Genomic DNA, 21,085 nt, shown 5'->3' on the forward strand with positions numbered 1-21,085 from the left:
GTACTCTATATTAGAGTTTCGACTTCAACTAAGTTTTCGTAATAAAACTCTATAATTAAGCTTAAAGAGTTAAAGTTATTACAGCAACCATCAATATTTACCAATTAGAGACTTTAAATAAGGCCCAAATAAAGTAAGGCTGAAGATTCAAGATATCTGCAGCCTTACTTTTTTATAAGTATATGGGGATGAGGTTTAAAATTTATAAGCTAACCTTAGAAATCAATATTTGTTTTCTATAATCTTTAGGCGTTACTCCCATATGTTTTTTAAAGAAACGAGAAAAATATGTTATATGGCTAAAATTAAATATATGACTTATTTCAGTTATGCTTAGATTAGTATTGTTTAAGTAAAGCTGTATAGCTGAAATCTTAACTTCACTAATATATTCAGATAAGGTTTTACCAACTTCTTTTTTAAAAGCTGCTGAAAGATAATTTGGATGTACATCTACTAGAGAAGAAATTTCTTGAAGCGTTAAGGGATTTTCAATATTCTTCTTAATGTATTCAATCACACGATTTATAAGAGGATTGTAAAAGTACTGCTTGTACCTTTTTGAAACATTAATAAAATCATTTAACATTATATATTCTAATTCCTGTAAAGCATTAATATTAGAAGCAGCATCAATTAGATTAATATAATGATCACTTAGTATGAAGGCTGTTTCAGTATCCAATCCTGCTTCTATTACAGCTCTGGTGAAGATTGTACAGGATCCTATAATAGAGTATTTAAGAGAAGTAAGTGGTTGTTTAGATAATTCAGCCCTTTCAAGGGAATTAATTTTCTTTAAGATAGTAGTTGCAGTATCAGTATCCAGTTGTTGAATACTATGTACGAGTTTTGATTCAAGTTCATAAGGTGGATGGATATACGAGGCGTATCTATTCTTTGCCATTGTATATTCGATTTTTTTATATATGCTCTGCATTTTTTGTATCACCTCAAAAGTAATCTTAATAAAGTGTAAATTTTATTAATATTGTATAAAAAATTATAGTTTTTCTTGTATATAATGTCAATATAGCAATTAACAAATTAAGGAAGAGACAGCGCTGACCATGTAAAGGATTCCTTGATTATCAAACATATAATATTTGTAGTCATATGTATAAATTTGCACAGTAAATTTATAAAAATATTTTAAGTAGACTTTTGTGTCTAAAGAATATTATTTTGTATGGCACTTACTGTAAACGTTTATAAACAAATCTAATGAACAACTATTAATTAATATGTCTAATTTTAAACTTCTAACCAATAGAAATTAATTAGAAAATAGGGGGAAAAAGTATGAAAACAAAAAAATTATTAAGTGTTATTTGTGTTATGGCGGTTGCTTTATCAACAATGGTTGGATGTGGATCTAATTCCGCAACTAATGGTTCAAAATCAGGCAAGGCAGAAGTTACTTTAATTCAAAACAAGGTTGAAATTCAAACAGAACTTGAAGCTGCAGCAAAACAATTTAATGAATCTCAAAAGGATGTTGAAGTTAAGATTTTAGGATCTGCTGGAGATAATTTAGTTACTACTTTACAATCACAGTTTGCATCAAGCCCTGCAAAAGCACCTACAATATTTACTTGTGGAAGTGGAAGCGAGTTTGAAAAGTTCTTCAAGTATATGGCACCAATGGATTCAGCTGCATCAGCAAAGATTATAGCTAAAGGACAGGCTGATGATACAACAAAAGATGGTAAGTTATATGGACTTCCATTAGCAGTTGAAGGTATTGGACTAGTATATAATAAGCAAATATTTAAAGATGCAGGCGTTGATGCTGCAAGCATAAAGACTATGGATGATTTAACTGCTGCTTGTGAAAAAATTTCAAAAGTTAAGGGTGTTGTAAAGCCACTTGCATTTGCTAAGGAAACTTATTTCCAATTTATGCATCCATTTAACTGGCCTTTTGCAACAATGAATAATTACAAAGATTCTATAACAAAGGTATCAGCTGGACAATTAAACCTTAAGGATATTCCAGAAGTTAAGAAATATGCACAAGATTTAGAAAAATTAAAACCATACACAAATCTTGCTAAAGATAGTTATGATGATCAAGTTGCTGGTTTTTCACAAGGTAAATATGCAATTATACACCAAGGTAACTGGTCTCAATCAATAATAGATCAATACAAAGTTAGTTTCGATTATGGAATGATGCCAATGCCAGCTAACGGAAATGCTTCTTTAGCTGTAGGAAATACAAACTTCTTCCATGTAAATAATGCAGCTACAAAAGAACAACAAGATGGAGCAATTAAGTTCCTAGATTGGTTATTTACTACTAAAGATGGACAAAAGATTGTTACAGACAAGTTTAAGGTAATACCTGCTTATACTGGCTTTGACACAAGTAATTTAAGTGTTCTATCTAAAGAAGTTTCAAAATACTCTGATGCAGGAAAAACTATACCATGGACATTCAATCTTTTCCCTGCAGGTGTTGATAAAGATTGTACAAGTGCAATGGAAAAATTCTATGCTGGTCAAATAAACTCTGATCAATTATTAGATGAAATACAAAAAGTTTGGACAAATGCTGCAAAGAAATAATATAAATAAACCTAAAAGTATCGTATAAAGGCTTTTAGATATAATCAATATGATAAATTGTACTTGCTCGAAAGTCGTGGAAGCTAAAGATTTTCGGGCATGTATAATTTGATAGTGAAGAGAGTTATATACATTTGATTAAAATTTGTTTTTATTCCTCTTGTGGATTTTGAGAGGAAACTTAAAGAAGAAAATAAATTCATTAAAGGGTTTTATATAAAATAATAATACGAAATGGAGCGAAAACAATGAATAGAAAGTTTAAGGGCAAAATAACCACAGCATTATTTGTTCTACCGTCATTATTCATATTTGCCAATGTTGTTGTTATCCCTTTTATAATGGGTATAATATATTCATTTACTAACTGGGATGGATTTGCTTTTACTGGTGCTAGTTTTGTAGGGATAAAAAACTATGTTGCAGCATTTGATGATGGTAAATTCGCTGCATCATTTTGGCTAACAACTAAATATGTTATTGCTATGACTATCCTCGTTAATATAGTAGGACTTGCATTAGCAATGTTAGTAACCTCGAAGGTTAAATTTAAAAATTTCTTTAGAGCTGTATATTTTATGCCTAACTTAATCGGAGGGTTAATATTAGGTTTCATATGGAAGTTTGTATTTACAAAATTATTTGAAAGTATAGGACAAATGACCCATACCTCTAAAGTTTTTTTCAACTGGCTTGATAATCCTACAGCAGCCTTTTGGGCTCTAGTAGTTGTAGGAGTATGGCAAATGGCTGGATATGTGATGATAATATATATTGCGTCAATTGAGAGCATATCTGATGAAGTCTTAGAAGCAGCAGATATTGATGGTGCAGGCCCATGGCATAAATTTAGGAAAGTAGTTCTTCCTTTAATAGCTCCAGCCTTCACAATAAGTTTATTTGTTACCTTAGCAAATTCCTTTAAGCAATACGATACAAATTTATCTTTAACAAATGGTGGACCTTATGGAACTACTGAACTTATCAGTATGAATATATTTTCCACAGCTTTTGGCTACAACAAGTATGCTCAAGCACAAGCTAAATCTATAATGTTTTTCTTAGTTATAATGGTGATTACTGTTATACAGATTTCTATTACTAAAAAGAAAGAGGTTGAAATGTGATGAAGTCAAAATCTAGAGCATCTAAGATCATACTTGTACTTGGAATTATTATAACAATCATGACTTTATTTCCTATATATATTATGATAGTCAATTCCTTCAAAGGAAGAGATCAAATATTTACTGATACACTTGGATTACCTAAAACTTTTGATTTTTCATATTATCTACAAGCAATTGATAAAATGAATTTTCTACATGCATTATTCAATTCTTTACTAGTAACCGTAATCAGTACGGTATTAATAATAGCTTTATCATCTATGACAGCATGGGTTTTAGTTCGTAGCAAGTCAAAGATTGCAAATATTATACTTTTAGTTTTTGTAGTTACAATGCTTATACCATTTCAATCAGTTATGATTCCATTAATGCAATACATGAGTAAGTGGGAAATTCCTTCAATTCAATTTTCAATGATAAATACCTTTTATGGTTTAATCTTTATGAATATTGGATTCGGAACAAGTTTAGCTGTTTTTCTATATCATGGTTTTATAAAAGGTGTTCCACTTGCGTTAGAAGAAGCTGCTATGATAGATGGCTGCAATAAGTTTCAATTATTCTGGAGAATTGTATTTCCAACTTTAAAACCAATTACGGTAACCGTGGCCATTTTGAATGTAATTAGTTTGTGGAATGATTATTTGCTACCATCATTAGTATTAAGAGATCCAGAACTTAGAACAATTCCATTATCAACCTTCTATTTCTTTGGAGAATTTACAATTCAATGGAATTTAGCTATGGCGGGACTTGTTCTTACAGTAATACCAGTAGTTATATTTTATTTGGTATCTCAAAAACACATCATTAAGGGAGTTATGGCTGGTGCTGTAAAATAACACATGCAGTTAATAGTGTACAATTTGTATATTAATATTGTTTTCAAATTTCTATATAGGTCGAAATATATGCTTTGAAATAAACTTGATGCATAAGTGTACATTTATAAATAAAACAACTAAAACAGAAAGAGAGTATTAAACATGGAGAATGAATGGATTATAAGTGATAATAGTTTAGAAGAAAAGGATCTTTTGAAGAATGAGAGTCTTTTCAATGTATCAAATGGTTACTTAGGTGTTAGAGGTAACTTTGAAGAAAAGTATCCTGAAAATTATAAGACCATAAGAGGAACTTATATAAATGCATTTTATGAAGATGCTCCTATTCAGTATGGTGAGAAGGCGTATGCGTTTCCTGAGACAATGCAGAAAATTGTAAATGTCACTGATTCTCAGGATATTGATATAATAATAAATAACGAAAAGTTTTCTGTCTTCCAAGGAACTATTAAAGCTTTCAATAGATATGTAGATATAAAAAAGGGATGTTACATAAGGGAAATACAATGGGTTTCACCACTAGGAAAAGAACTTAAGATTAAAATTACAAGAATGGCATCTTTAAAGTATCTAGAACTGTTTGTTATTAATTATGAGATTGAAAAAGTAAATTTTGATGAAGATATTATTATTGAGTCATCAATTAATGGAAATGTGGCAAACTTTACCGATGAAAATGATCCTAGAGTAGGTAGTGATCATGCTAAGATACTATCTGTAAAGTCAATTACAGCAGAAAAAGAAGTTATGCAAATAGTATCTGAGACAGCGAACTCAAAAAATATCGTTGCAGTTACTACAAGACATCGTTGCGACGCTTACAATGAGCTGAGTGTTAAGAATACAGAAAAAAGTGCTGTAGCGATAGTCAGGATTGCAACAGGAAGCAAGATAATAAATTTCACAAAATACAATGTATATACTGACTCAAGGCGCCATGAAAATGTAGAAAGTTTTGGCTTTGAAATAGCTGAGAAGCTAAGTTCCATACCTTTTGAAAAGTTACGTGAGACACAAGAAGAATACCTAAACAAATTCTGGAGTTTAGCAGATATAAATATTGTAGGTGATGAGAAACTTCACCAAGGTCTTAAGTATAACTTGTATCAGCTACTGCAAGCAGTAGGGAAAGAAGAAAAAAGTAATATTACGGCTAAAGGTTTGAGTGGAGAAGGATATGAAGGTCATTATTTCTGGGATACTGAAATATATATTCTTCCGTTCTTTACTTTATGCTACCCTGAACTCGCAAAAGGGTTATTAAGATATCGTTATAATATTTTAGATGGAGCTAGGGAAAGAGCCATTGAGATGGGACATAAAAAAGGAGCTGCTTATCCTTGGAGAACTATAATAGGCAAGGAGTGTTCTTCATACTTTCCTGCAGGAACAGCTCAGTATCATATTAACGGAGATATAGCCTATTCATATGTGCAATACTATTTAGCAACAGGGGATTTTGATTTTGTAAAGGAATTTGGTGCAGAAGTAATTTTTGAGACAGCAAGGATTTGGCTTGAAATTGGTCATTTTGATAAAGACTTATTTAAGATAGACGCAGTTACTGGACCTGATGAGTATACAGCTATAGTAAATAATAATTACTATACAAATGTTATGGCAAAATATAATTTAAAATGGGCTGTGAAATTTTACAACGAATTAAAAGGCAAAGATGAGAAGATACTTGAAAGTTTAAGTAATAAGATAGGAATTACAGAAGAAGAAGTTAAAAACTTTGAAAATGCTTATATAAATATGTATTTACCATATAATGAAGAATTAAAGATAAATGCTCAAGATGATACATTTTTGAGCAAAGCAGTATGGGATTTTGAAAACACACCAAAAGAAAACTATCCATTGCTTTTAAATTATCACCCACTAACAATCTATAGGTATCAAGTTTTGAAACAAGCAGATACAGTGTTAGCACATTTTCTAGTAGAAGATGAAGCAGACTTTAGTACTATCAAAAACTCCTATGATTATTATGAGAAACTTACAACTCATGATTCATCTTTATCTTGCGCAGCTTACAGTATTATGGCTTCTAAAGTAGGATATCCAAGCTTAGCATATAAATATTTTATTGAAACTGCAAGACTAGATCTAGATGATACACATGGAAACACAAAAGACGGCATTCACACAGCTAATATGGGCGGAACCTGGATGTCAATAGTATATGGTTTTGCAGGATTAAGAATAAAAGAAGATTACATTTCATTATCTCCAAAGCTTCCTGACATATGGAATGAGCTAAGTTTTGGATTTTCATATAAGGGTAACCATATTAAAGTATATATGAAGAAAGATAAAACAGTGATTGTAAGTGAAGGAAACTCCTTAATTGTTTTGAAATTGAATAAAACATTATATGAAATTACAGGAGATAAAAAACTTGAGATAGTAAATTAGTGTGATTAACCGAGCAAATATGCTTAAGCATGTATGCTCGGTTAAATTTTGTTTTTGATAACTTAATATAAATGGAAACTGGAGTTATGATTGTTCTAAAATCACGATTTATTAAGATTTTCTATCATATATAGATTAATAGTTATGCTACGGATAGACCAGATTGAGATAAAAGCTAACTAAGGAATTTAGTTTACAAAATTAGCACTAAAAACTCATTATTTAAACATAATTTAACATTATTTAGCAATAAATCGGTAATTGTATAGGAGAAATTTAGTAGAAATTAGTAAAATATGATGCTATTCAATCTCTTAATTAAATGCCAATACTGGCCTCAGGAGGAATCACTTTGGATAATTTAGCAGAATGGATAAGCAAAGGCGTTGATTCTATTGGTATCGGAAGTCTTCTAACAAAAGGCTCAAAACTTCAAATCAGTGAAAATACGTGAAATTATAGATAATACTAGAAAAAGTAAATCTGTAAACTGAACTTTAAAGCAGCTCAACAATTTCTGGAATAAGCATCGGTTAATATGGATTTGCACAATATTATGGCCTTAAGGAATCAAATTATTTTTTGAATTAGGATTTTATTATGTAAACGATTGTGCTATTCTGGTATAAATGGAGGGGAAGTTATGGGATTAACTTATATTGACTCAGATACTAAAATCAATGCGGAAATGTTAAAAAAGCTAAAAAACGGAACAGACATAAGAGGAATAGCAATAGAGAATTCTGAAGGAAAGGTTAATTTAACTTCAGCAGTAGTAAAATCCATAGGGTGTGGTTTTGCAAATTGGCTGAAGAATAATAAAAATCATGAAAATTGCGATTTCAAAATAGCTGTAGGAACTGATTCAAGATTATCTGGACCCGAATTAAAAGCTTCTTTATTAGAAATCTTAGTTGGGTTAGGTTGCTTAGTATATGATTGTGGTATGACAACCACACCATCTATGTTTATGACAACAGTGATGGAACAATATAAATGTGATGGAGCAATAATGATTACTGCAAGTCATCTACCTTATTATTATAATGGCCTTAAATTTTTCACATCTAATGGAGGGTGCGAAAGCAAGGATATAGATGATATATTAAATTTAGCTGTAGAAATAAACATATCTTCTGGTGAAGTAGCAAAAGGGAAGATAGAAAAAATTAATTTAGTAGAGGATTACTCAAAACTGTTGATTGAAAAGGTTAGAAAATCTGTAAAATCAATAACTGATTATGATAAACCACTAAGTGGAAGTAAGATAATTGTAGATGCAGGTAATGGAGCAGGCGGATTTTTTGCTGAGATAATACTCAAAGAATTAGGTGCGGATACAGAAGGAAGTCAATTTCTTGAACCAGATGGAAACTTCCCAAATCACATTCCAAATCCTGAAAACAAAGCTGCTATGGAATCTATAAAAAAGGCAGTATTAAGAAATGGTGCTGATCTTGGCATAATATTTGATACAGATGTAGATAGAGCAGCCATTGTAAGTAAAGAAGGGAAAGAGATAAATAAAAATGCTTTGATAGCATTGATATCCTCTATAATAATTAAAGAAAAACCAGGAGCTACTATAGTCACTGATTCTATAACCTCAACAGGGTTAACGGAATTTATAGATAACTTAGGCGGTGTGCATCATAGATTTAAAAGAGGGTATAAGAATGTCATTAATGAAGCTAAAAGACTAAATGCAGAGGGAATAGAAAGTCCATTAGCTATTGAAACCTCAGGTCATGCTGCATTAAAAGAAAATTACTTCTTAGATGATGGAGCATACTTAATCGTTAAAATATTAATAGAAATGTCAAAATTAAAAGAAGCAGGAAAAAGTATTAGATCTCTAATAGATCAATTGCAAGAACCTTTAGAGAGTGATGATATAAGAATAAAAATAAAATGTGAAAGTTTTAAAGAATATGGAAGCGCTACCATAGGAGGGTTGAAAAAATTTATACTCAATGTAGATGGTTGGGACATTGAACCCAAAAATTACGAAGGCATAAGGATAAATTGTGGTAAGGAAAGAGGTTGGTTTTTATTAAGATTATCATTACATGAACCAGTTTTAGCTTTAAATATTGAAACAGATACTATTGGTGGAACTGAAAAAATATTGAGTAAGCTGAAAGAATTTATGCAAGAATACAAGGAATTAGAATTTTAGACATAAGCTATCTTAGACATATTGTTGAAGATAAGTGATTTAGTAATTTATTTACTATAGTTATTTAACGACTTTTAGGAGGAAAATATGAGAAATTATAAATATTCAAATGTTCATTTATCAGAAATAGATGCACCAGAATGTGATAACGATGGTATTCCTGTAATGTTATCTAATATAACTATGAAGGAAAGAAAAAATAAAGTTCTTTCTATTATGAAAAAGCAAGGCTTAGATTGTATTATTATATACAATGATCTTGAGCATGGGGCAAACTTTGAGTATTTAACTGGGTTTCTTACTAGATTTGAAGAAGGGCTTTTAGTATTACATAATGATGGAAAAGCATACTTAATTTTGGGAAATGAAAATACAAAGATGGTTAACTACTCAAGAATACCAGCAGAATTAATTCATTCGCCGTTTTTTTCACTTCCAAATCAACCTATGGAAAATGAAATGAGCATGAAACAAGTGTTTGAAAAAGCAGGTATCAAGGTAGGGTTACAAGTTGGGTTAGTTGGGTGGAAAAACTTTACAAGTAATCTTTATGATAACAAAAAGTTCTTTGACCTGCCTTACTTTATCGTAGATGCGATTAAGGAACTTGCAGGAGAACAGCACATATGCAATGCAACACATATGTTCATAAATGCTAATTATGGAGTAAGAGCAACTAATAATTCTAATGAGATAGCGCATTATGAATTTGGTTCTTCCTTAGCCTCAGACTGCATACTTAATGCTATGAATGCATTAGAAATTGGAAAAACAGAGATGGAGATAGGGAACTATTTAAAGGTACACGGTCAGCCAACTAATGTAGTTGCTATAAGTTCAACTGGGAATAGATTTGAAAATGCTAATTTATATCCCTTAAACAAAAAAATAGAGGTAGGAGATAAGATTTCGCTTACAACTGGATATAAAGGGGGATTATCTAGCAGAGCAGGATATGCAGTAAGCAGTAACTCTCAACTTCCTGAAGCAGTTAAGGACTATGTGGATGTAATTGCAGCACCGTATTTTACGGCTATTGTGGCTTGGCTTGAAAATATACATATAGGTATGAGTGGAAGTGATATGTATGAACTTATTGAAAGAATTATACCAAAAGAAAAATATCACTGGTCACTGAATCCAGGACATTTAACAGCAGATGAAGAATGGATGTCATCACCGATTTACCGTAAATCTAGAGAAACCTTGAAAAGTGGTATGCTATTACAAATTGATATTATACCTTCTATGCCAGGCTATGGCGGTGTTGGCGCGGAAAACGGTATCGCCTTAGCAGACGAAAGTTTAAGAGAGACGATTAAGAGAGAGTATCCAGAGTTATGGTTACGTATTGAAAAAAGAAGAAAGTATATCAAAACGGTTTTGGGTATACAGTTAAGTGAAGAAGTGTTACCTCTATCAAGTACAGTAGCATATCTTAGACCTTATCTATTAAATAAGAAAAGTGCATTTATATATAGATAAACCACTTCATAATAGAATCTAATTGTAAACGCCTATATGAATTGCTAATTACATCTAATTGTGATTAGCAATTTTTTTCTTTATATAAAAGTATAAAATTTTCAAGATAGCTAAACATAAGATATTTTAAGGGCTTTACAAGTCTTTTAAAGAGATGCAGTAACAAATAAAATCTATAGTCTGAGAGATTTTGTTCATACACATTGGGAAATGGTGACTCGCAGAAAAAGTCATTTTAGAAACTTTTTTGTTTTGAAATAGGAAGAAATATCTTTAGTAAAATTCTATGGAAAAGTTTACAAAAGATGTTGACTAAGATCAAAATAGGAAGTAAAATAAACTTATTAAATGACATTTAAAAAGTTATTTTAAATGTAGATTAAAAAGATTCTTTATGATAAGAATATGGAAGTAATGAGATATAACTCAAATTCAACAATGGTTTTAGAAAGTGCACTATTAAAAATGTATCTATTTAACTAATATATGTTTAGATATGAATGATTATTAAAAGATGGGGGAATAAAATATGAGATATCTATTAGGCTTGGATATTGGAACATCAGGAACTAAGACTGCTTTATTTGATGAAGAGGGAAACACAATAAAGACTGCAACCTATGAATACGATTTATTTCAACCACAAGTAGGCTGGGCAGAACAAAATCCTGAAGACTGGTGGGAAGCATGTGTAAAAGGGATAAGAGATGTAATTGAAAAAAGTGGTGTACAAGCTGACAATATAAAGGGAATTGGCTTAAGCGGGCAAATGCATGGTCTAGTTTTAGTAGACAAGAACAATAAGGTTATAAGAAATTCAATAATATGGTGTGATCAAAGAACAGAAAAAGAATGTGATTACATGACTGAAGTTATTGGGAAAGATAGATTAATCAAAATAACAGGAAACCCAGCTTTAACTGGTTTTACACTTTCTAAATTATTATGGGTTAGGAACAATGAACCTGATAACTATGAAAAAATATATAAAATTCTTCTTCCTAAAGACTATATAAGATTTAAACTGACAAATGTATTTGCAACAGAAGTTTCAGATGCCAGTGGTATGCAGATGCTAGATATTAATACAAGAAATTGGAGTGAAGAACTTCTTAATGACTTTAATATAGATAAGAGCATATTAGCAGATGTATATGAGTCTGTAGTTGTGAGTGGACATGTTACTGAAGAAGCAGCAAAATTGACTAACTTAGCTGAGGGCACACCTGTTGTTGGCGGAGCTGGAGACCAAGCTGCTGGAGCAATAGGAAATGGAATAGTAAGTGAGGGGACAATATCAACAACAATAGGAACATCAGGAGTTGTATTTGCATCAACTGATTCACCTAGATTTGATAAAGAAGGAAGAGTTCATACTTTATGTCATGCAGTGCCTAATAAGTGGCATATAATGGGGGTTACTCAAGGTGCTGGATTGTCATTAAACTGGTTTAAGAGAACTTTCTGTGCAAAGGAAGTAGAAGATAGCGAAAAATCAGGAGTTAATATTTATGACTTATTAACTGAAAAAGCATCAAGATCAAGGCCTGGATCTAATGGAATAGTTTATCTGCCATATCTTATGGGAGAAAGAACACCTCATATAGATCCTAATGTAAAAGGTGCATTTTTAGGAGTATCACTTATAAATAATCATAATGATTTTGTTAGAAGTATTATAGAAGGTGTAAGTTTCAGTCTTAAAAACTGCCTAGATCTAATAGAAGACATGGATGTAAAAATAGATGAAATTAGAGTAAGTGGTGGTGGAGCAGAAAGTAGTGTGTGGAGACAAATATTAGCTGATATTTTCCAACATTCATTAAATACTGTAAAAGCATCAGAAGGTGGAGCTTTAGGTGTAGCAATATTAGCAGGAGTTGGAGTTGGAATATACGATTCAGTTGAAGATGCATGTAAGAAAATTGTAAAGAGCAATTCTAAAGTAGAACCTAATTTAGATTTAAAAGAAGTATATTCAAAGGTATACCAAGCATACAATTCTGCTTACCCAAGAATAAAGGGCTTTTAAAAATATAATACTTTAATTTGAAAATATAAATTTCTTAATTAAGTAGTACGTTAAGGAATGATACTTATAATATGTAAGATAAGAACTGAAGGCACCTTCAAATAATATAAGTAAGTTTAAGGTTAGTTTTTAACTCTAATATTAAGATAGCATGTTTTATAATGGCTAAAACACTTGATTTCTGATGATTTTTAGGCAAAAATGAATTAGTAGTAAATGAATAGTAGAATTTATAATCCATAAGTTGCAACAATTTAACAACGTAGGACAGTGTTATTTTCTAAAGCTACCATTGTTTATATGTTATTTGAGAGGAGTATTTTCAGATTTGATAGAAGTAAACCACAGTAAAATTAAAGAGACAAATAGAAAAAAGATAATTGGACTATTATTAGAAAGAAACGAAATCACAAAACTTGATATTTCAAGGATATTAGATATAAGTATAACTACCGTTTCTACAAATATAACTGAATTAAAAAGTGAAGGTATAGTAGAAGATGTAAGATCTTTAGAGTCAACTGGTGGAAGAAAGGCAATTGCTATTAAGCTAAACGAAAATTGCAGATATTCCATTGGAGTTGCACTAACACCAAACCACATTAAGATATCTTTGGTTAATTTAAAAAAAGAGATCATTGATAATATAAGAATCAGGCATAAAAACAATGGGATTGAAGAACTTATTACCATAATCAAAGAAAACTTAGAGCTTATTATAAAAAAATATGAGCTTAATGATAAAAAACTATTGGGCATAGTATTTTCAGTGCCTGGAACTGTAGATTTTGAAAATGGAATCATAAAATATGCGTACCTTTTAAAAGCAAAAGCTTTCAATTTAAAGGAAAGATTTCTGTATTTAAATGTTCCTATTTATGTAGATAATGAAGCAAATCTATCAGCTTATTATGAATTTTTGAATAGAAAAGATATGCTGAAGAATCTACTTTATGTTTCAATAACAGATGGATTGGGTCTTGGTATAGTAATTGATGGGAAAATATATAGAGGTGACAATAATTCATCTGGAGAACTTGGACATATTAAAATATCTATTAACGGTAAGAAATGCAAATGTGGCGCAAAGGGATGTCTTGAAGCTTATACATCAATGAATTCTTTAATGGAGAATTATAATGAAGTAGCTGAAACACATATTTCTGACATATATGAGTTTGAAGAAAAGTATATCAAAGGTAATGAACTTGCAATAAAAGTTCTTGAGGAATATTTGGGTATTCTAGGAATTGGTATTTCAAACTTAATTATGATATTAGATCCTAGCTGTATAGTAGTAGGTGGAGACATAAATAATTTATTGAAAGATAAAATGGTTTTACTAAGAGAAAGCGCATATAAAGACAATTCCTTTACCAATGAAAATAACTGTAACATTAAATTAGCTGATTTTAAAGAATCTTACCTATTAGGGGCAGCAATGATGCCTATAGAAGAGTTTTTGCAAATTAAATAATAGAAAAGTAATGATATACAAACGGGTTTCTATATGGAAATTAGGTTTATATAAGTATTGTATTTAGTCGATATTTCAAGGCTAGAACAATATACATAAATTATATTTTAGTTTAGAAGCCCACTATTTTAAAAACTTATTAAACAAATTTTAAAAAGTCATTAAATAAGTTTGTATAATACAAAGATATAAGGAGAGAGATTAAAAATGAAGTTTTTTTTAGACACGGCAAATGTGGAGCATATTAAACAGGCAAATAGGATGGGAGTGATTTGCGGAGTTACAACAAACCCATCGTTAATAGCAAAAGAAGGAAGAGACTTCAATGAGGTTATAAAAGAGATAACTGAAATAGTTGATGGGCCAATAAGTGGAGAGGTAGTTAGTGAAGATGCAGAAGGCATGATAAAAGAAGGAAAAGAAATATCTGCAATTCATAAGAATATGATAGTAAAGATTCCAATGACGGAAGAAGGTCTAGCAGCAACTAAGGTTTTAGCAAGTGAAGGAATAAAGACAAATGTGACTTTAATTTTCTCGGTAACTCAAGCTTTACTTGCAGCAAATGCAGGAGCAACTTATGTAAGTCCCTTCCTCGGAAGAATAGATGATATATCAATGGATGGAATGGAGCTTGTTAGAGATATAGCAGAAATATTTGATATTCATTGTATAGATACAAAGATAATTGCTGCAAGCGTTAGGAATCCAATCCATGTTATACAAGCTGCAAAGGCAGGAGCACATATAGCAACTGTCCCATATAGTTTAGTGCGACAGATGGTTAAACATCCACTAACAGACCAAGGGTTAGAAAAATTTAAAGCAGATTGGGCATCAGCTTTTGGAAAGTAGGAGCACATTATGAATAGAGAATTAGATAAGTTATCAATCAATGCCATAAGAGTACTATCAGCAGATGCTATAGAAAAATCTAAATCAGGACATCCAGGACTTCCGTTAGGTGCAGCTACCATGGCGTTTACTTTATGGACAAAGATGAATCATAATGGAAAAAATCCAAACTGGGAAAATAGAGATAGATTTATATTATCAGCGGGGCATGGCTCAATGCTAGAATATTCGTTACTTCACTTATTTGGATATGGGATAACAATCGAAGATATTAAAAGTTTTAGACAAGTAGGAAGCTTAACGCCTGGCCATCCAGAGCTTGGTCATACAAAAGGCGTTGAAATAACAACTGGGCCGCTAGGACAAGGTATATGTAATGCAGTAGGTATGGCTCTAGCAGAAGCACATCTTGCAGAAAAGTTTAATAAGCCTGGATTTAATGTTGTAGATCATTATACCTATGCCATTGTAGGAGATGGATGTTTAATGGAAGGAATTTCAGGTGAAGCATCATCCCTTGCAGGTACTTTAGGTCTTGGTAAATTAGTAGTATTATACGATTCAAATAACATCTCAATTGAAGGAAATACAGATATAGCCTTTAGAGAAGACGTAGCTAAAAGATATGAAGCTTATGGATGGCAAGTACTACGGATTACTGATGGAAACGATATTGATGCAATTGAAGAGGCTATTGATATAGCAAGAGCCGAAATTTCGAGGCCATCCTTAATAATAGTTAAAAATAAAATAGGGTTTGGTTGTCCAGCAAAGCAAGGAAAAGCATCAGCCCATGGTGAGCCACTAGGGACTGAAAATATTCTAGCAATGAAAGAAAACTTAGGCTGGAATACAGAAATTCCATTTCATGTACCAGCTGAAGTATATTCAAATATGAATACACATATTGAGAAGGGTATAGCTAAAGAAGATAGTTGGGATGAATTGTTTAGTGTGTATTCAGTAGCTTATCCAGAACTAGCAGAAGAGTATATGAGATGGATTAGTGGTGAGATTGATAAAGAAGAATTGTTAAATAACGAAGAATTCTGGAGTTTTGATAAAGCAATGGCAACTAGAGAATCTTCAGGAATCATTATAAATAGATTAGCAAAATTAATTCCTAATTTTATAGGAGGTTCAGCAGATTTAGCTCCTTCAAATAAAACATATATGGCAGGGAAAGGCGATTTTTCTGTAGATGATAGAAGTGGACAAAATCTTCACTTTGGAGTTAGAGAACATGCAATGGCAGCTATAGTAAATGGTATGTATGCTCATGGCGGATTAAAAGTATTTTGTGCAACCTTCTTTGTATTCAGTGATTATATGAAGGGAGCTATGAGATTATCTTCTTTGATGAAGCTTCCAATAGCATATGTTTTAACGCATGACAGCATAGGAGTTGGAGAAGATGGACCAACTCATCAGCCTATAGAACAATTAGCAAGTCTTAGAAGTATGCCAAACATGACTGTATTTAGACCTGCAGACTCAAAAGAAACTGCTGCAGCTTGGTATTATGCTGTAACTAATGGAGCTACTCCAACATCATTAGTATTAACAAGACAAAAGTTACCACTATATGAAGGTTGTGCAAAGAGAGCTTTAAAGGGAGCATATATACTTAAAGATTCAAAGAAAGCTATTCCAGATGTTCTTTTAATGGCTTCTGGATCAGAAGTAGAACTTATATTTAAGGCTGCAGATGAGTTAGAAGCAAAAGGAATAGATTCAAGAGTAATAAGTATGCCAAGTTTTGAAGTATTTGAAGCTCAAGATGAAGCGTATAAAGAATCAGTTATGCCAACTTCAGTTAGAGCTAGAGTTGCAGTTGAAGCATTAACTTCTTTTGGATGGCATAAATACGTAGGTATAGATGGAGAAATAATTTCTCTTGATACTTTCGGAGCATCAGGAAATGCTGAGACCTTATTTAAGCAATTTGGATTTACTGTAGAAAATGTGGTTGATAAGGCATTAAAGGTAGTAAATAAAGGAGTAAAAGTTCAATTTAAACTTTAGAATGTGTGATCCCTTGTTGAAATTGAGGTGTGACTCAATTTACCCGTTTACAAAATATTAATTGGAGAAGTACCTCAGTTTCAACATTAATATAAAATAATAAAAAATTTAGGTGTTATTCAAGCAGAGTGTTGAAATTAAGTGGTTATCCATCCGATGCTTTATAACTACTTAATTTCAACAATGCTCTTAAATATAGTTCAAATATAAATAAATATATAAATGAAAGGAATATGTATATGATTATTAGAAGTGTAAATGATAAAGCATTTAAGAAATATGGACAAATATTAAGGAATTATGACTGCAAAGAGATAATTGAAAAGATGCAAAACACACCGCTTCCACAAGATGTAATCTATGAGCCTTCTGTTAAAGAACTAGAGGAACTAGTAATAGCAAAAGAATTAAAAGAAAGAGAATTTGGAGAATTACCAATACAAATAGGTTTCTGCAATGGTAATAACTATATGCTAAATGCAGTAGAATACCACCGTACATCAGAAATAAATATAGCAGTAACAGATCTTATACTTTTAATAGGAAGTCAGCAGGACATTGAAGACGATTACTCCTATGATACATCTAAAATAGAAGCATTTTTAGTTCCAGCAGGAACTGCTATAGAAGTATATGGAACCACACTTCATTACGCGCCTTGTAACGCTAAGGATAGTGGATTCAGATGTGTTGTCGTATTGCCAAAAGATACTAATCTACCATTAGAGCACAAGATAGAAAAAGTAAATGAAGATGCTCTATTATTTGCGAGAAACAAGTGGCTTATTGGACATAAGGATACTGATTTAGGTGGACAAGGAGCATTTATAGGTCTTGTTGGAGAGAATATTTCAATTAAGTAGCTTAAACTTTATATAGTAACTAAAAATTAAAATAATAAATTAAATAAAATGGAGGATTTAAAAATGAATAATACACCAAAAGTAAAATTAGGAATTGTTGCAGTAAGTAGAGATTGTTTCCCAATGGAGCTTTCAGCTAATAGAAGAAAGGCAGTAGTAGAGGCATTTAATGGAGAGATTTTTGAATGTCAAACAACTGTAGAAAATGAAAAAGATATGAGAAAAGCTTTAGCAGAAGTTAAAGAAGCAGGTGTAAATTCTCTAGTTGTTTTTCTTGGAAACTTTGGTCCAGAAACTTCAGAAACTTTACTTGCAAAAGAATTTGGAGGTCCAGTTATGTTTGCTGCTGCCTCAGAAGAAAGTGGAGATAACCTTGTAGGCGGTCGTGGAGATGCATACTGTGGAATGTTAAATGCAAGCTACAATTTAGCACTTCGTAACATAAAAGCATATATACCTGAATATCCAGTTGGGACTGCAGAAGAAGTTGCAGAAATGATTTCTGAATTTGTTCCAGTTGCTAATACATTACTTGGTTTAAATAACTTAAAGATAATATCATTTGGGCCAAGACCTCAGGACTTCTTAGCTTGTAATGCACCTATTAAACAATTATATAATTTAGGTGTCGAGATAGAAGAGAATTCAGAACTTGATTTGTTTGCTGCCTTCAATGCTCATGCAAATGATTCAAGAATACCAGAAGTTATAGCTAGTATGGAAAAAGAGCTCGGAGAAGGTAACAAAATGCCTGGTATCCTTCCAAAACTTGCTCAATATGAAATTACACTATTAGACTGGATGGAAGAACATAAAGGATCAAGAGAATATGTTGTATTTGCAAATAAATGCTGGCCTTCTTTCCAAACTCAATTTGGTTTTGTGCCATGTTATGTAAACAGTCGTTTAACAGCCATGGGTATTCCTGTATCTTGTGAAGTTGATATTTATGGAGCTTTAAGCGAATATATTGGAACTTGTATAAGCCAAGACGTTGTAACATTACTTGATATAAACAATACAGTACCTGCTGATATGTATGAATCAGAAATAAAAGGAAAGTTCGATTACACATTAAAGGATACATTTATGGCATTCCACTGTGGAAATACAGCTTCTTGCAAATTAACTTGTGGAACTATGAAAAATCAGATGATAATGGCTAGAGCTCTAGAACCAAATCAAGAACCAAATATTACTAGAGGAACTTTAGAAGGAGATATAATACCTGGAGACATAACTTTCTTCCGTCTACAAAGCAATGCGGATGCAGAACTAACAGCTTATGTAGCAGAGGGTGAAGTTTTACCTGTTGCAACTCGTTCTTTTGGAGCTATAGGGGTATTCGCAATTCCTGAAATGGGAAGATTCTATAGACATGTATTAATAGAAGGAAGATACCCACATCATGGAGCAGTTGCTTTTGGACATTTTGGAAAAGCAATATACAACTTATTTAGATATTTAGGAGTTAAAGAAGTAGGATTTAACCAACCTAAGGCAATGCTATACAAGACAGAAAATCCTTATAAATAGAAAACTGGAAGTTATTAATATAGTACAGCATAGAAGAACATGCAGTATTAGTAATACTTAGTTAAAAAGTGAGTGGTAGATAGATAATTTATCACTTACTTATTTTATTTTGAGAAAAGCATAAGATTTGTAAGACATCTAATCCTAGAGATTTTGATGTTTTTACAAGTTTTTCAAGGTCGTATAGTAAAAATGTAACTCATTCACCAGTAAGTTTTTTCATGTACATTCAGAAAGCCAGATAGGAAAAAAGTATTTGTGATAAGGTAATGATTTTATAATTAAATGAATACAGCATTATAACATTATAAAAATATAACATTATATATTTTTTTGATTATATAAATATATAAATATATAAATATATAAATATATAAATATATAAATATATAGGAAAAATGCGGGTTTAAGACTTATGTTCAAATATTGATGAGCTTAAAAAACTGATTATGAGATATTTACTACAGATAGACCAGTTCCGAATAAGAGTTAATTAAGTAAGAAAAAAATTATAAGAATGTAAACATTTTATAGATAAATAAAACGTATACTTAAATAGATCTATTGTAAATGATTGAGAAGATTTCAATGTGTAAAAAATATAAGTAATTCTTAGAAGAGCATGAACTAATTGTATTTTATAAGAATAGATTATAATAGATAAGGGGTGATCAACTTTATGAGCAAAAAAAATATAAAATTTCATTGTGAAAAATGTGGTAAAGTTATTGATACTGATGTAAGTGAGTTTTATATTTATAAAGATATCTCGGATGCTCCTAAAAAGATTCACGATATAATGAATGTAATAATAAATGAAGAACATCACTTAAGTAGAAATTTTTGTTCTAATAAATGCTATAATTTATTTTTTTGGGAAAATATAATATTACGAAGTTCTTTATATAATGTAATTGAAAGTGAAGCAATGGGATGTCTTTTGACAACAACTTCCGATAATATGTCTTCTGCTACATTGAAAGAAGTAAGTTTAGAAGATTTAGAAAAATACGTTGAGCAGAAAATTAAATATATAGAAGATAATTTATAAAAGCCTAATTTAGGCTTTTTTGTTTTTTATGTGCTTAATATATTATTGAAATTATGATGTGGATATAATTCGATACTTTTATTAAGTTTTTTCAAAGGAGTAATATTATTAAATACAACAGAATTGATGCTGACTATGTCAAGAAATTTATGTTTGCATCAATTAAATCGCTAATATATTCTATTTATTGCCTGTGTTACAGTATAACAGTTCCTGGTGTGTCAATTGATGGAATCTGCAGAAATGAAGAGGAATATGGAACGTTGGACAAGTATTCTCATCTAATGGTATTTCATAAGATTTTTAGAATTAAATCATATGCTATTATAATATATGTCGCTGCAACACAGAGCGATAAAGACACAAAAAGTTAAAATTTGTTTTTAGAAAATAAGTTTTAAAAAAGTGTTGACAAAAGAATCTTACGGTGGTAAGATAAATGAGCTGTCACAAAACAGTAAAAACTAACTTGGTCTTTGAAAATTAAACAGAGAAGATAAACAAAGTCTAAAATTAGACTTAAACTAAACCAGCAATTCTTTTGAAAAAAGACTTACTAAGTAAGTAAGCTATGATTAAACTTTAAATTGAGAGTTTGATCCTGGCTCAGGACGA

Annotated in this window: 15 protein-coding genes; 14 read left to right on the forward strand and 1 reads right to left on the reverse strand. The window is 31.1% G+C overall.

Annotation, left to right across the window (positions count from 1 at the left end):
• Positions 1–202: 202 nt before the first annotated feature.
• Positions 203–940: an AraC family transcriptional regulator gene (locus tag OCU55_RS21700; protein ID WP_261854379.1), complete on the reverse strand. Its 738-nt coding sequence runs from the start codon at positions 938–940 to the stop codon at positions 203–205.
• Between the two features lie 362 nt (positions 941–1,302).
• Between OCU55_RS21700 and OCU55_RS21705 the strand changes: the two genes are divergently transcribed.
• The 14 genes from OCU55_RS21705 (at position 1,303) to OCU55_RS21770 (ending at position 20,470) form a co-directional block, all read left to right on the forward strand.
• On the forward strand, positions 1,303–2,571 hold the full coding sequence (locus tag OCU55_RS21705) for an ABC transporter substrate-binding protein (RefSeq protein ID WP_261854380.1): 1,269 nt from the start codon (positions 1,303–1,305) through the stop codon (positions 2,569–2,571).
• 248 nt (positions 2,572–2,819) lie between these two features.
• Positions 2,820–3,698 carry a carbohydrate ABC transporter permease gene (locus tag OCU55_RS21710; protein WP_183277122.1) on the forward strand — a complete coding sequence of 293 codons (879 nt, stop codon included), beginning with the start codon at positions 2,820–2,822 and terminating at the stop codon, positions 3,696–3,698.
• A complete protein-coding gene (locus OCU55_RS21715) occupies positions 3,698–4,543 on the forward strand; it encodes a carbohydrate ABC transporter permease (RefSeq protein WP_261854396.1) in 846 nt (281 codons plus the stop codon). The genes OCU55_RS21710 and OCU55_RS21715 overlap by 1 nt, the downstream gene beginning before the upstream one ends.
• A gap of 144 nt (positions 4,544–4,687) precedes the next feature.
• Positions 4,688–6,967, forward strand: a complete 2,280-nt coding sequence (locus tag OCU55_RS21720; RefSeq protein ID WP_261854381.1) for a glycoside hydrolase family 65 protein — start codon at positions 4,688–4,690, stop codon at positions 6,965–6,967.
• 322 nt (positions 6,968–7,289) lie between these two features.
• On the forward strand, positions 7,290–7,421 hold the full coding sequence (locus OCU55_RS21725; protein WP_345795607.1) for a hypothetical protein: 132 nt from the start codon (positions 7,290–7,292) through the stop codon (positions 7,419–7,421).
• A gap of 189 nt (positions 7,422–7,610) precedes the next feature.
• Complete coding sequence (locus OCU55_RS21730; protein WP_261854383.1) at positions 7,611–9,146, forward strand: phosphohexomutase domain-containing protein; 1,536 nt, start codon at positions 7,611–7,613, stop codon at positions 9,144–9,146.
• 87 nt (positions 9,147–9,233) lie between these two features.
• Positions 9,234–10,631, forward strand: coding sequence for a M24 family metallopeptidase (locus OCU55_RS21735; RefSeq protein ID WP_261854384.1), 1,398 nt, complete (start codon positions 9,234–9,236; stop codon positions 10,629–10,631).
• Between the two features lie 529 nt (positions 10,632–11,160).
• Positions 11,161–12,663 carry a xylulokinase gene (gene xylB / locus OCU55_RS21740; protein ID WP_261854385.1) on the forward strand — a complete coding sequence of 501 codons (1,503 nt, stop codon included), beginning with the start codon at positions 11,161–11,163 and terminating at the stop codon, positions 12,661–12,663.
• Positions 12,664–12,991: 328 nt separating this feature from the next.
• A complete protein-coding gene (locus tag OCU55_RS21745) occupies positions 12,992–14,140 on the forward strand; it encodes an ROK family transcriptional regulator (protein ID WP_261854386.1) in 1,149 nt (382 codons plus the stop codon).
• 207 nt (positions 14,141–14,347) lie between these two features.
• On the forward strand, positions 14,348–14,995 hold the full coding sequence (gene fsa / locus OCU55_RS21750) for a fructose-6-phosphate aldolase (RefSeq protein WP_261854387.1): 648 nt from the start codon (positions 14,348–14,350) through the stop codon (positions 14,993–14,995).
• A 9-nt stretch (positions 14,996–15,004) separates the two neighbouring features.
• Positions 15,005–17,020, forward strand: coding sequence for a transketolase (tkt, locus tag OCU55_RS21755; protein ID WP_261854388.1), 2,016 nt, complete (start codon positions 15,005–15,007; stop codon positions 17,018–17,020).
• Positions 17,021–17,259: 239 nt separating this feature from the next.
• The gene (locus OCU55_RS21760; RefSeq protein WP_261854389.1) at positions 17,260–17,883 is read left to right on the forward strand and encodes a DUF4867 family protein; all 624 of its coding nucleotides are present in this window, start codon (positions 17,260–17,262) and stop codon (positions 17,881–17,883) included.
• Positions 17,884–17,946: 63 nt separating this feature from the next.
• Positions 17,947–19,419: an L-fucose/L-arabinose isomerase family protein gene (locus tag OCU55_RS21765; protein WP_261854390.1), complete on the forward strand. Its 1,473-nt coding sequence runs from the start codon at positions 17,947–17,949 to the stop codon at positions 19,417–19,419.
• A gap of 679 nt (positions 19,420–20,098) precedes the next feature.
• Positions 20,099–20,470, forward strand: a complete 372-nt coding sequence (locus tag OCU55_RS21770; protein ID WP_261854391.1) for a hypothetical protein — start codon at positions 20,099–20,101, stop codon at positions 20,468–20,470.
• Positions 20,471–21,085: the final 615 nt, after the last annotated feature.

The sequence above is a fragment of the Clostridium folliculivorans genome (genome assembly GCF_024341905.1).
In the GTDB taxonomy this organism is placed as follows: domain Bacteria; phylum Bacillota; class Clostridia; order Clostridiales; family Clostridiaceae; genus Clostridium_AR; species Clostridium_AR folliculivorans.

Excerpts from the sequence above, each read along its gene's own strand:
- xylB (WP_261854385.1), top strand. The coding sequence starts at position 11,161 with ATGAGATATCTATTAGGCTTGGATATTGGAACATCAGGAACTAAGACT.
- tkt (WP_261854388.1), top strand. The coding sequence starts at position 15,005 with ATGAATAGAGAATTAGATAAGTTATCAATCAATGCCATAAGAGTACTA.
- OCU55_RS21760 (WP_261854389.1), top strand. The coding sequence starts at position 17,260 with ATGATTATTAGAAGTGTAAATGATAAAGCATTTAAGAAATATGGACAA.
- OCU55_RS21720 (WP_261854381.1), top strand. The coding sequence starts at position 4,688 with ATGGAGAATGAATGGATTATAAGTGATAATAGTTTAGAAGAAAAGGAT.
- OCU55_RS21730 (WP_261854383.1), top strand. The coding sequence starts at position 7,611 with ATGGGATTAACTTATATTGACTCAGATACTAAAATCAATGCGGAAATG.
- fsa (WP_261854387.1), top strand. The coding sequence starts at position 14,348 with ATGAAGTTTTTTTTAGACACGGCAAATGTGGAGCATATTAAACAGGCA.
- OCU55_RS21700 (WP_261854379.1), bottom strand. The coding sequence starts at position 940 with ATGCAGAGCATATATAAAAAAATCGAATATACAATGGCAAAGAATAGA.
- OCU55_RS21710 (WP_183277122.1), top strand. The coding sequence starts at position 2,820 with ATGAATAGAAAGTTTAAGGGCAAAATAACCACAGCATTATTTGTTCTA.
- OCU55_RS21725 (WP_345795607.1), top strand. The coding sequence starts at position 7,290 with ATGCCAATACTGGCCTCAGGAGGAATCACTTTGGATAATTTAGCAGAA.
- OCU55_RS21735 (WP_261854384.1), top strand. The coding sequence starts at position 9,234 with ATGAGAAATTATAAATATTCAAATGTTCATTTATCAGAAATAGATGCA.
- OCU55_RS21715 (WP_261854396.1), top strand. The coding sequence starts at position 3,698 with ATGAAGTCAAAATCTAGAGCATCTAAGATCATACTTGTACTTGGAATT.
- OCU55_RS21770 (WP_261854391.1), top strand. The coding sequence starts at position 20,099 with ATGAGCAAAAAAAATATAAAATTTCATTGTGAAAAATGTGGTAAAGTT.
- OCU55_RS21765 (WP_261854390.1), top strand. The coding sequence starts at position 17,947 with ATGAATAATACACCAAAAGTAAAATTAGGAATTGTTGCAGTAAGTAGA.
- OCU55_RS21705 (WP_261854380.1), top strand. The coding sequence starts at position 1,303 with ATGAAAACAAAAAAATTATTAAGTGTTATTTGTGTTATGGCGGTTGCT.